We start from the raw sequence: 12,863 nt of genomic DNA, 5'->3' as shown, positions 1-12,863 counted from the left end.
GCATCATGGAGGCTTTAGATTCGTTGCGCTGTGCGGTTATTGGGGCTGGCCTGGTTGGATTTTGCACGGCGCTAGCGCTGCAACGGCAGGGCCGTAAGGTCACGTTAATAGATGCTGGCAGGCCGGGTGAGGGCGCATCTTGGGGAAATGCCGGGTTTCTTGCAACGGAGTCGATTGATCCATTATCCACTTGGGGCACACTCAAAAGTGCGCCACGTCTGCTGCTGGACAGGCATGGGCCATTAGTTATTCCCAAGGCGAACCTTCCTGCCAGTTTGCCCTGGCTTGCACGTTTTACTCGGGCAGCCGGTCCCGCCATGGTCAATGCTTCCCGAACAGCCTTGGCCGACTTGAATCGCCAGGCAGTACCGGCTTGGCAAGCGTGCCTTTCCTCCATTGGGCAATCCGATTTGTTGGTGAGGTGCGGCTATCTGCTGGCCTGGGAGTCGGCTGCGGGCCTATTGGCTGCTCGCCGCGAGGTTAAGCACCTGCAGGCATGGGATCAGCCTGTAGAGCTAATCGGGAGACAGCAATTGGACGATATGGAGCCTAATCTAGCGGGCCGTATGAGCCATGCCCTGCATTTTCCCGAAGCCTACCGTGTACGTGATCCCGCCTGGTTGGGTGCGGCGCTGTTTGAGGCCTATACCTCAGCAGGCGGCGTGTTTATGCAGCAGCCAGTTGCTGCGATACGGGTAGTTGATGCTCACCATATCGAGCTTCAGCTTGGCCTGGAAACCCGAATGTTCTCCAAGGTGGCCCTTTGTGCCGGCGCAAGCAGCGGTGAACTGCTAAAAACGCTAAGCATGAGCGTCCCGCTGATGGCTGAACGGGGCTATCACCTGAGCGTGCAAAGCTCTGAAACTTTTCTGAATCGCCCAGTCTGTTCGGTTGATCGTCGGGTGTTTTTAAGTCCGCTAAATAGCGGTTTCAGAGTTGTCGGTATCAGCGAGCTGGGCGGGCTGACCTTGCCGGCCCAGCCGGCTCGATTCGAAACATTACGCCATCATGCCCGTCAGTTATTTCCACACCGTAGCGAGTTGATCAATCAGGCCAGTGAGTGGATGGGAAAGCGGCCTACGCTTCCTGATTCGCTTCCGGTCATCGATGTACATCCGGATCATGCCCATCTCGGGTTTGCATTTGGTAACCAGCATTTGGGTCTTACCCAGGCTGCCATTACGGGGCGGTTGCTTAGTCAGCGGCTGATGGGTATGCCTTGTGACCTCAACCTCAAGCCCTTTCGAATAACTCGATTCTAAGCGGCCAGCGGATCGGCCGCCCTCGCAACCATAACACCGTTGCGTTTCAACACCTGCCTATAAAACTTATAAAGGGTAATAACTATGCCTTCTTAGGGTAGATTCAAGCGGAACCTGTCACTTGTCGATCTGACCCTCATAGGGTTGGGCGGAACCTTTGGCTCCGGCTGGCTCTTTGCGGCCAGTCACGTGTCCTCCATCGCAGGGCCGGCCGGAATTCTGTCTTGGCTTATTGGTGGCTTTGCTGTGCTGCTGCTGGGCATTGTCTATTGTGAGCTGGGTGCTGCTCTGCCAAGAACCGGAGGGATCATCCGGTATCCGGTATATTCCCACGGACCGCTGATGGGGTACCTCATGGGCTCGATCACGGTGATTGCTTTCACGAGCCTTGTAGCCATCGAAGTCGTTGCTGCGCGCCAATATGCGTCTGCCTGGTTTCCCAGCCTCACCCAGGTGCAAGGGGGTAGTCCAACACTACTCGGATGGCTGGTTCAATTCGCGTTATTATGTCTCTTCTTCAAGCTCAACTATTCAAGCGTCAAGACGTTTGCAAGAGCGAACAACTTTATCAGTGTGTTCAAGTTCTTTGTGCCGCTGGCGGTAATCGTGGTGCTGTTTGCGTTTTTCAAACCTGAGAACTTTAGCGCACAAGGGTTTGTGCCTTTTGGGCTTTCAGGGATTGAAATGGCGGTTTCGGCAGGTGGGATCATTTTTGCTTATCTGGGCCTGACACCGATCATCTCGGTTGCAAGCGAAGTGAATAATCCGCAGAAAACCATACCGATTGCACTGATCCTATCGGTTCTGTTTTCTACGTTGATCTATGTCTTGTTGCAGATAGCCTTTCTGGGAAGTGTTCCTGCCGAACTGTTAAGCAAGGGATGGCAAGCGGTCAGCCAGGAAATGAGTCTTCCCTTCAGGGATATTGCGATTCTGCTTGGCATGGGCTGGCTGGCTTTTCTGGTGGTATGTGATGCGGTAATTTCACCCACTGGATGCGGAAATATCTATATGAACGCCTCTCCCAGGGTCGTTTATGCTTGGGCCAAGAGCGGAACACTGTTTAAGCTCTTTACCAAGGTCGACACCGAGTCGGGCATTCCTCGACCAGCGCTGTGGTTGACATTCGGGCTATCGCTGCTCTGGACACTGCCGTTTCCCTCCTGGGAGGCCATGATCAATGTGGTATCGGCAGCGCTGGTTCTGAGCTATGCCATCGCACCACTTTCAGTGGCAGCCTTACGCCGTAACGCGCCTGACTTGCCACGTCCTTTCAAGGTCCGGGCGTTCGGAGTAATCGGGCCGGTTTCATTCATGGTTGCGGCGCTTATCGTTTACTGGTCCGCCTGGAGTACCATAGTCTGGCTGCTGGGGCTGCAAATGGTAATGGCGCTGATCTATGTGTTCTGTGGAAAGTGGGCGCCGACTCGTGACGTAAGCCTGAAGCAGCAGATAAAGAGCGCGGCCTGGTTGGTTGCGTTTTATGCTGGAATGATTGGCCTTTCCTACCAGGGAAGCTTTGGTGGCACTGGTTGGCTGACCCATCCCTACGACATCGCAGTCATAGCCTTGTTTGCGCTGGTCATCTACTACTGGGGCGCCGCTAGCGGAGTGCCTTCGCATCTAGTGGACCTGGACAGCGATGAATCGAATGCGGGCGCGGCAGTCGTCGAAGAACACGGCCCGGCTAAGAATATTCCTGTTATGCCGTTACGGTAGTTGATGCTGAGCCTTTGAAAGGTACCGCATCTGCATTACCTGAGCGTTATAAGCAGCATTACGGTATTGATCGCCTATTGTCCTGCCCCATTTGTCTTCTGGTTGGTCATGCTGGCCGGCTCTCCTCGGCTAGAAGGAGGAGGGCCTTTCAGCCTCTAGACGGAAGAACGGTGTTCTAAAGAAACGTAAGCTGAGCCGACCGGTTGAGTATCGATCAAGGACAGAGAAGAAGGATTGAATTCAAGGATCAGTGAGGGCTCGGCGTCATCGTCATCTATTCCCTATATCCCATTCATTACGCTCCGGACAAACGTGTTTAGGATAGGTCTTTGAGCAGTGATACATCCCAAGCACATTCAATAAGAAGGTAATCGCTCGGCTCGGGATAAGACATGAAAATAACAAACCTGCGTAGTTGTTTTTCGCTTGCAATAGTGGGTGCTGCTTTATTTAACGTTGAGCATGGTTGGGCGGCCCACTCAACTGACCATAAAGATTCAGCAGACCGTCGTGCCGAAGCTGCTGTCAAGGCGATGACGATCGACGAAAAGATTTCGCTCTTGCACACCCAAGTGGGCTTTCCGTTTCCAATCGGCAATACGCCCAAGCCAGACGGGGCTGTCGGTTCGGCAGGCTATGCTCCTGGGGTTCCTCGCCTTGGCATCCCTGCGTTGCAGGAAAGTGACGCCAGCATGGGTGTGGCCAACCCTTCAAACATTCGCCCAAACGACAATGCCACGGCCTTGCCTTCCAGCATGATGCTGGCTGCTACGTTTGACCCTGATTTGGCTTACCGAGGTGGCAAGGTTATCGGCACCGAAGCACACGCCAAGGGTATCAATGTCATGTTGGCTGGCGGCGTCAATCTGGTTCGGGAACCCCGCAGTGGTCGTAACTTCGAGAACGTGGGAGAGGATCCTCTACTGGCAGGCGTCATGGGAGGCTACTCCATCAAAGGGATACAGAGTAAGCACGTTGTCTCGACGGTCAAGCACTATGCCTTGAATGCTCAGGAGACCGGCCGTGTGGCGGTGAGCTCCGATATCAAGGAAGGGGCCGCACGTGAGTCCGATCTCCTGGCCTTCGAGCTGGCTATCGAAAAAGGTCAGCCGGGCTCGGTGATGACTTCCTACAACCAATACAACGGCACCTATACCTCGGAAAATGCCTTTCTCATCAATCAGGTCTTGAAGGGTGACTGGAAGTACAAGGGCTGGGTCATGTCCGACTGGGGCGCTACTGCCAGTACAGAGAAAGCAGCGCTTGCAGGACTGGATCAGGAGTCTGGCGAAAATTTGGACCCAGTCATCTACTTTGGCGAGCCTTTGAAGCAGGCTGTGCAGGAAGGACGTGTATCCCAGGAGCGGCTGGATGATATGGCCATGCGCGTGGTGCGCAGCCTGTTTGCTGTGGGCGCCGTTGACCATCCGCCCAAGCTGACCGACATAAACTTCAAGGCTCATGCCAAGGTGGCCAAGGCGACGGCTGAGCAGGGTATCGTGCTTCTAAAAAACGACCGTAATCAGTTACCGCTCTCACGTACGTTAAGACGTATCGTTGTGATAGGTAGCCATGCGGATGCCGGTGTTTTATCAGGTGGCGGCTCTGCCCAGGTGACACCCATCGGAAGCCTGGTTCTGCCGGCGGGTTCTGATTATGTCAGCCAGGTTTATCATCCCTCATCACCGTTGAAGGCCATCCAGGCCGAAGCGCCACGCGCTCAGGTGGTCTATGACAGCGGAGAGGATATTCAGCGGGCGGCCAGACTGGCCAAAGGTGCAGATGCCGTTATCGTCTTCGCTCAGCAATGGACAACCGAGGGCGTCGATGTTCCTGATTTAAGCCTGCCTGATAATCAGGATGCTTTGATTGAGGAGGTTGCTAAGGCCAACCCAAGAACAACCGTTGTGCTTGAGACAGGCGGACCCGTAAAGATGCCTTGGCTCAACCGAGTGCCAGCAGTACTGGAGGCCTGGTATTCCGGAGCCAAAGGCGGTGAGGCCATTGCGGGTGTCCTGTTTGGCAGTGTCAACCCATCTGGTCGTTTGCCGGTTACCTTTCCCCAGGATGAAAGCCAACTGCCACGGCCTACCATGCGTGACCCTTCAACTACAACCTCCAGTCCCTTTGCAGTACCTGAGGAGTTTTTCTCAGAGAACTACAACATTGAAGGTGCTGACGTGGGCTACAAATGGTATGAGCGAGAGGGCAAGAAGCCGCTATTTCCGTTCGGCTATGGACTGTCCTATACCCAGTTCAAATACAGTAACCTCAATGCCGAAACACGTGGCAGCAAGCTGGTGCTGAGCATGGACGTCACCAACCGTGGGCGGGTTAAGGGTATCGATACGCCGCAGTTCTATATCGAAAACCCATCCAGGAAAAACGGATTCACGAGTCGCCTGGTAGGCTGGGATCGCGTTGAGCTCAAGCCAGGGCATACCAAGCGGGTAAAAGTGACGGTTGATCCGCGTCTGGTTGCCCGGTTCGATGAGCGGTTCAACAGCTGGCATATCCATGCAGGGAGTTACAACGTAAGTGCAGGCGCTAATGCAATGGATCGTCCGCACAAGGTGCGAGTACGGCTCGACGAGCGTTATCTGGCACCCTAAAAGGTAAGCGCCGTAGCCTGTGCTGCGGCGCGCCTGCCAGTTACGGGTGGGCCTGACAGTGACATCTAGAGGCCTGCCCTGTTATCTCAATTGCTCGCCGTAACCAGTCGGAACCGGCCTTCCGCCTCATGCTTGATACGCACATCCGCGTAGTGCGCAAGGCCAGGATGGGCGACATCCAGTGGTGTTTTGTGAGTAGCCGTAATGACCACTACATCGGCGCCAGCAGCCTGCGCCGCCGTAATGCCTGCATGAGTATCCTCAAATACCAGACACTCACTGATATCGACCCCAAGGGCTTTGGCGCCTGCCAGGAAGCAGTCAGGGGCGGGCTTGCCATGCTCCACGTCCTCAGACGAAATGATGACGGCAGGCAGCGCCATACCCGCCGCGGCAAGGCGTGCCTCAGCCAGACGACGTGAGGCTGAGGTCACGAGTGCCCAGCGGCCTTCCGGCAGGCTGGCAAGAAAGGCTGCCGCTCCCGCAATTTCCCTTACATCCGAGGTGTCGGCTATCTCGGCCTCGGTAATGGCCCGCGTCTCTGCCTCAATGTCCGCGCCGGGTGGCGCAAAACGGCGAACGGTTTCCACGGCGCGTACGCCATGCATGACGGCAATAAGGTCGGCCGGGTCAAGGCCATGACCCAGTGCCCACTGCGTCCAGGCACGCTCAGCGGAGGCGATGCTGGTCAGCAGCGTGCCATCCATATCGAAAAGAAAAGCAGAATAGGGTCGCGTGGGCAATGTCATCCGTAGCTCTCGGGATAAGTGAATGAGTGGCGTACCGCATAGTACCGAACCCGTCCCCGGTGCGTCAGTAGATGTGTTCCGCTCTGCATCGCCGGAGCCGGCCTCTGCTGGTGCTACGTTGCATAGTCCGGTTCATGACGATCCAGCATCTGTTTGATGCTGGCAAGGTGCAGACGAGCGCTTTCCAGGTCGCCTTCGCGCATCTGCTCGGCGGTCTTACGTATGATCGCAGGGCCACGCGAGCAAGGAGCTTACCTGCCTGTGCTCATTGCGCGTATCTGTACCTTCGCTGACCGCTCCAGGTAATACAGGCCACCCCAGGCTTCGGCGATGGCGCCCGCTATGCAGTCTTCCTCATGACAACCAGAGCAAGGCCGTTGAGCGTCTGCCTCTTCGATGCGATATGGCCCGCCGGTGCTCTAGAGCAGGGTTTGAAAGTGTCATGCTATGAGCCATGCGTTCTTTCCAGATAACGTCTGGCTATTGGAGCAGGGCATAAATATCGGCAATGCTTACTGGCTTGGTAAAGTGGTAGTCGAAGCCGGCCTGTAGGGCCTTTTTCTTGTCCTGATCCTGTCCCCATCCTGTGATCGCGATAAGCAGCGTGTGTCTGCCCTCCGGCAATGCCCGAATAGCCTGAGCGACCTGATGCCCCGTCATGCCGGGCATACCTACATCCAGCAGCATCACGTCGGGCTTGAGCGTTTTGAACAGCTCCAGCGCCTGAAAGCCGTTGTAGGCTAATGAGACCTCATGGTCTTCCAGGCGCAGTAGCTCTGCCATGGTTTCCGCTATGTCAGGGTTGTCATCGGCAACTACGATGCGGTGATGGGCCGCTGTCGAGACGGCAGGCGCTGAGACGACGTCGTGCGGTGCCTCCAGCGTCTCATCATAAGGTAGGCTGAGGGTGAAGCAGGCGCCCTTGCCTGAGCCCTCACTAGCAACAGTAAGCGTGCCGTCATGCAGTTGAGCCAGGGATTGAGCCAGTGCCAATCCAATACCCAATCCGCTATTGGTTTCTTCGCTGGATCTGGGAACCTGTACAAACATCTCGAACAGGGAGGCCAGGGCGTCAGGCTCAATGCCAATCCCATTATCTGAAACAGTGATGCAGGCCTTGTTGCCATTAAGGGCTGTGGTAACCGTAATCCGACCTTTCTGGGGTGTATATTTGGCTGCGTTGCTCAACAGGTTGATCAGAATCTGTTCCAGTCGTAACGGGTCCACATTCAGAGCGACAGAGTCTGAAGGGAGCTCGACAGTCAGCGTGTGCCCCTTCGTCTCGAACAGAGGCTTAGTCGTTTCGACGGCGGCACGTATCACAGAGGCTAGCTGCGTGGGCTGCTTACGCAGTTCGATCTTGCCGCGGGTTATCCGGGAAACATCAAGCAGATCGTCCAGTAGCATCCCCATATGGGTCACCTGACGCTTGATGACGTCCTGGCTCCACCGGCGCTGCTCTTCGCTGATTTGACCTGTTTCCAGCAGGCTGACTGCCTGACGAATAGGCGCCAGCGGGTTTCTCAATTCATGGGCCAATGTCGCCAGGAACTCGTCTTTCTGACGATCAGCCTCGCGAAGCTGCTGCTCCTGAAGTTTGCGCTCACTGATATCGGCAAACCAGACGGCAATATTGTTCTGGAACGGCGTGACTACAATATGGAACCAGCCTTCGCAGGTGCTCGTTTGTACCAGCGACTCGAGCGATCTAGGCTCGCCGCTGATCATTGTTTCACGCAGCGCATGATAGATGTCGCCCTGCGCCCAACCAGACAGCACCTTGCTGACAGGCTTGTCTGTAAGCGCCGCTGCACGGGAGCGTAGGGCCGTCGCCCCAGCGTCATTGATATAGACCAGGGTGAAGTCCTCAACCGATGTTTGTGCCTCTGTAGCAGGAGAGAGAATGGCGAAGGGAATAGCTGAAGAGTTAAGCGCTACATGAAGTTGCTGTTCGGAGCGCCGGGCTTTTTCCTGCTGGCTGGCGCGATCTATAAAGAGGGCAGCCGTTGCTGCGCAGATCTCGACCAGCCGAATCTCCCGTGGTGAAAGCTCATGGGCCTCTCTGAACAGCACCGTTAGCCAGCCCAGTGTGTCCTGACCATCACGCCGTATCGTTACATCGTGATGCGTTCTGAAACCCTCAGCGCGCAGCCGGCTTGAGTGCTCTACTAGGTTGCCCTGCACCTGATCATGGAGACATGACACCGGTAGGGCAGCATTTGATATTCCTTTACTGACCAGCCGATCGGGCGCTGGTGCTGTACCTTCCAAGCCGATGAACCCTCCAGGTGCGTTCAGCAGCTCGCAGACCAAGTTCAGAATCGCACTTAATTGGTCGTACAGCGACGATAACTGCAGCAGGCTTTGACTGAGCGCATAGAGTCCTTCCAAGTCTTCGACTTGCTGTGAGAGAGCCGTCTGGGCTTTTTGCAGGCGTGATACTAAAAGGTCACGTTGGTGCTCGCTCTCCTGGCGTGCCGTCGCTGATGTGATCAGCGCCTGGGCCACGTCATCGATCTCCCGAATCTCGGTTTCCGGTAGATGAGGTGCCTGGCCCTGACCCATGGCCAATGCAGCATGCCGCAAGGCGCGCATCGGGTCATTGATGCGGCGCGAGGCGTATCGTGTGGCCAACAGCGCGACAATCAGGGACAACAGAAGGCCTCCACCATAAATGGCAAACGCCTTGAGGGCCCCCTTGGCAATATCGTGTGCGGGAATGCCCGTCGCGACAAACCATCCGCTCTGCTTCAAATGCACATAGGCGGAATATACCCTTATACCTTCTACCGTCTGTGTCAGCCCGCTGCCTTCGTTTGTGTTCTGCTTGACCATTGCCATCAGTGAAGGGGCAGCAGGTTTGCCCAAGGTTTTCTCATGGTCGCGCGTACGCGCAATGCGGCGTCCATTGGCATCGACTACGGTGGCGACCCAATCGCTGGGCAGACGTCGAAGGTTGATAACGTTAAAGATCACCTCAGGCTTGAGCACCGCCGTTAAGACATAAACCAGCTTGCCTTTGCGCATGACCGGCATACGCAGCGGGATGGCCAATGTGCCTGAGGGGCCTGCCGCCAACTGGCCGATCGCAGGTTTGAGAGTGCTTACGACCTGCATAAAACTTTCCGGTTCTGCCAACGGGCCGTCTGCGCTCACATGATGGGCGGCAATCCTCCTCAGTACCTGACCATCCGGTGTGGCAATAATGACGGTTTTCCAACCAGGCACCAGCGGGACGACACGGCGGACCAATTCCTGATAGCTGTCGAGGTTGCCATCATCGAGAAAAGGAGACTGTGAAAGGGTTTGTAGCAGGTCCAGCGAGCGGTTAATTTCAACGTCTACTGCCGTTGCTGTCAGGCGCGTGGCCTCGAGGCTCCGCTGCTCGGCTATCGACTTCTGCTCATGAATGATGGCCACCAGACCAAGCCCGGCAATCAGCGCAATTGGCGCAATGCCTGCCAATGAAAGCGTCAGAAGACGTCTGCGTAGACGAACCTTGGGAGTGGGCTTGCCGGGTAAAGCCAAGGGTAGATCCTCAACAAAGGTAAAGCCTGCTGCGCACGAGCATTCCAGCCAAGGCTGACTAGACGAAGCCCTTTTATGATACGACATCTAGCGCAGCGGCCGGTGCTTTTGATCATCCGGCCATGTACAAGCTATTCGAAGAGGTAGAAACACACGACTCCTTTTTCTGAAGCGCAGGCGGCCATTCTCCACGAAGGGGTGCGATGGAAACAGGCAGCGGAGCATGCGATAGAAGGGAAAGTTAGTCGAGCTGGAGTCTATTACCTAGATGAAAACCATTTGCGGGATGGATGGCCACTGGTAGCTAGCACAGCGTTTCAATCTTCGCAGCCTTGAGCCCCGCCTTATACCTTCTTTAATACCTCTTGGTAATAGACGGCTTGGCTTGATAAGCGCAGTATCAAGGTGGCAAACGGCTATTCCCTTTTACGCGTTTTACCTTTTTACTAGTGTCGGCTGGCTTGATTGGCTCTAGAAAAGCCTTCAGGACATGAGGCCGTCCTGAATTCCATGCTGTCTGCCTCTAGTAACAACCGACTCATATTAAATGGATGTTCTTATGTCTGGCATGCCTGATGATGACGATGACCAACTGAACCGTCGTGTCGAGTGCGAAGAGTGCGGTGAGCTCCGGGCTTGTATTTATTCGCTTCATCCGGAGAGCGACTCGCTTGCCTGGCTCTGTCCTTTTTGCAAGGCCGAGCTCCAAACTCAATAGTGTATGGACAACAAGGCGTATCGCTTGAGCGGGTAGCGTTATGTTATGCCTCTGATTCTGCGTGTTTGAAAGTGTGAAAACCTGAGGCCGCCTGGTTTTTACAGGCGGCGTACCCGCGGGTCAGGTGTACGTTTTTCCAGCTGCGGGCAAGCCCAGTCCACGAAGGCGCGCACACGGGGCGAAAGCTGCAGCGCGTGCGGATAGACCAGATGAATGGGCAGGTCCGCAGGTTCGAACGATTCGAGGACTCTGATCAAACGACCCTCAGCAAGCTCATCGGCAACCTGATAATGCATCAGCCTTGTGATGCCCAAGCCTTGCAGGCAGGCGAGGGTGGCTGCTCTAACCTGGTTGCAGACCAGCCGAGGTGTGATGGATTCGGCCAGCTCCTTTCCGTTGTGCCGGTAGTACCAGTGCCGGCCTTGTGATGACAACAGGATGCAAGCATGTTCACGCAATGAGCCTGGGTTATCAATGACAGGTGAGGCGCGAAGGTAATCAGAGCTGGCACAGGTAACGAGGCGGGTACCTCCTATTCTTCGTGCGATCATGGTCGAGTCACGAAGGTGGCCGATCCGCAGGGCAAGATCGAGGCGCTCATCCAGCAGCGGGAGGATCTCGTCGCTTAACGTCAGTTCGGCGCTTGCCTCTTCATGCTCCTTAAGAAAGTCGTTTAGGACAGGTGCAACGTAGCGTTGTCCGAATTCGACAGGCGCCGTTAGCCGGAGCACACCTCTAACTACGCCATCGCGAGCTTCCAGGCGCTGCTCCATGTCGTCGACATCAGCCAGCATCCGCTGACTCCAGGCAAGATACTCCTCACCCTCGACAGTAAGGGCCATACGGCGCGTACTGCGGTTCAATAGCCGAACCCCCAGATGACGCTCCAGGGCCGCTAGTGAGCGTACAAGCGACGCCACCGACTGGCCGGTTGCCTCTGCCGCTGAACTCAGGCTGCCGTTTTCCACTATCCGAATGAAATTGGCCATCGCCTTGAGCTTGTCCATTGCTGCGCCTTTATCTGTGCAATTACTGCATAAGTCTTCTCAGGTTCACGGCATAGGTGAAACGGATGGATCAGCAGAAACTAGAACGCCTGATGTCAACCGGAGGTGCAACCTATGAACCAGCAACCAAGTCCTGCTCGCATTCTCTCATACGACCACATCGGGATTCGTGTCAGTGATAAAAACCGAGCGATATCGTTTTATCAGGCCCTCGGATTTATGGAGAGCGCACATTTTCCTCGGTATGAGGCCAATGAGATGCTCAGCCCTGATGGGGTTCGTATAAACCTGATCTTTAACGGGACCCGTATACCCCATGCTCACAATGTTTTACTGGATGAACCGATAAAGCTGCCGGGTATGACTCATCCTGCCTTTATCGTAGATGACCTTGAGGCACTCCAGAGGTGGTTGAACGAGCAGGGGATCATGATTACGGAAGGGCCGCATCCTATTGGTCCTAGACGCGTCGCGCTGTTTATCCGCGATCCCGATGGCAACGTTCTCGAGTTCAATCAGCTTGTTGAAGGGGATGCATGATGAAACTGTATGATCTGGAGGCTTCCGGAAACTGCTACAAGGTGAGGCTTTTTGCGTCATTGGCCAATATCGAGCTTGAACGTGTGCCAGTGGATTTTCTGAGCGGAGCACACAAGCAGCCGCCGCTGTCGGAGCTGAATCCGTTGGGCCAGTTACCTATCCTGGAAGACGGCAAGCAGGTCGTCAGAGACTCGCAGGCCATTCTGGTCTATCTGGCGGGTGTATATGGTGGTTTGGCATGGTGGCCAGCGCATCCGCAAGGCCAAGCCGAGATCGTTCAGTGGCTCTCGTTTGCTGCCAATGAAGTGCAGCACAGCGTATGTGCTGCACGGCTGGTGCAGAAATTTGGCTACGACCTGGATAAATCGCAGGCGCTTGAGAAAGCGGTGGTAACGCTCTCGCTACTCGACAAGCATCTGGAACACAACGACTGGCTTGCAATGGGCCGCCCAACCATCGCAGATTGCGCGGTCTATCCTTACGTCGTGCTGGCGCCAGAAGGCGATGTGGATCTAGAACCTTATAATCATGTCGCACGGTGGATGAGGCGGCTGGAAGCGCTGCCCGGCTATTTGCAAAAGCCTTGATCAATCTATGGGCGTGGCACCTATGAGGCAGGAGTTTGCCTTTGAGGATCGGTTAGTCAGGCAGGGGCGCTACACACCGTAATGACAGAGTGTTGCGCTCCCGGAAAGGAATTACTCCACGTGCGGTATGGTCGGGTTACG

At 55.5% G+C, this 12,863-nt stretch carries 8 protein-coding genes; 5 read left to right on the top strand and 3 right to left on the bottom strand.

Going from position 1 to position 12,863, the window contains the following annotated elements; all coding sequences use genetic code 11:
* Window positions 1-5 precede the first annotated feature (5 nt).
* The 3 genes from B3729_RS01230 to B3729_RS01220 all read left to right on the top strand — a co-directional run bounded on the left by B3729_RS01230 (window position 6) and on the right by B3729_RS01220 (window position 5,593).
* Window positions 6-1,262 (top strand): NAD(P)/FAD-dependent oxidoreductase, encoded by a 1,257-nt coding sequence (locus B3729_RS01230; protein ID WP_286786820.1) that lies wholly within the window; start codon window positions 6-8, stop codon window positions 1,260-1,262.
* Between the two features lie 114 nt (window positions 1,263-1,376).
* The gene (locus B3729_RS01225) at window positions 1,377-2,981 is read left to right on the top strand and encodes an APC family permease (RefSeq protein WP_286786865.1); all 1,605 of its coding nucleotides are present in this window, start codon (window positions 1,377-1,379) and stop codon (window positions 2,979-2,981) included.
* A gap of 392 nt (window positions 2,982-3,373) precedes the next feature.
* Window positions 3,374-5,593, top strand: a complete 2,220-nt coding sequence (locus B3729_RS01220; RefSeq protein WP_286786819.1) for a beta-glucosidase — start codon at window positions 3,374-3,376, stop codon at window positions 5,591-5,593.
* A gap of 86 nt (window positions 5,594-5,679) precedes the next feature.
* Here the strand turns inward: B3729_RS01220 and B3729_RS01215 are convergent, their stop codons facing one another.
* From B3729_RS01215 to B3729_RS01205, 3 genes are all read right to left on the bottom strand, one after another.
* Window positions 5,680-6,342 carry an HAD-IA family hydrolase gene (locus B3729_RS01215; protein ID WP_286786818.1) on the bottom strand — a complete coding sequence of 221 codons (663 nt, stop codon included), beginning with the start codon at window positions 6,340-6,342 and terminating at the stop codon, window positions 5,680-5,682.
* Window positions 6,343-6,822: 480 nt separating this feature from the next.
* A complete protein-coding gene (locus B3729_RS01210; protein WP_286786817.1) occupies window positions 6,823-9,870 on the bottom strand; it encodes an ATP-binding protein in 3,048 nt (1,015 codons plus the stop codon).
* Between the two features lie 816 nt (window positions 9,871-10,686).
* On the bottom strand, window positions 10,687-11,595 hold the full coding sequence (locus B3729_RS01205; protein WP_286786816.1) for a LysR family transcriptional regulator: 909 nt from the start codon (window positions 11,593-11,595) through the stop codon (window positions 10,687-10,689).
* Window positions 11,596-11,709: 114 nt separating this feature from the next.
* Here B3729_RS01205 and B3729_RS01200 point away from each other — a divergent pair, with 114 nt between their 5' ends.
* On the top strand, window positions 11,710-12,135 hold the full coding sequence (locus B3729_RS01200) for a VOC family protein (RefSeq protein ID WP_026003723.1): 426 nt from the start codon (window positions 11,710-11,712) through the stop codon (window positions 12,133-12,135).
* Window positions 12,135-12,722: a glutathione S-transferase family protein gene (locus B3729_RS01195; protein ID WP_219653397.1), complete on the top strand. Its 588-nt coding sequence runs from the start codon at window positions 12,135-12,137 to the stop codon at window positions 12,720-12,722. Before B3729_RS01200 ends, B3729_RS01195 begins: the two co-directional genes overlap by 1 nt.
* Window positions 12,723-12,863 lie beyond the last annotated feature (141 nt).

This window comes from Pseudomonas sp. UBA3149 (assembly GCF_002364655.1).
GTDB classification, from domain to species: domain Bacteria; phylum Pseudomonadota; class Gammaproteobacteria; order Pseudomonadales; family Pseudomonadaceae; genus Chryseomonas; species Chryseomonas luteola.
The sequence above is the reverse complement of the archived record's forward strand: the minus strand, read 5'-3'. Positions and strand labels throughout refer to the sequence as shown.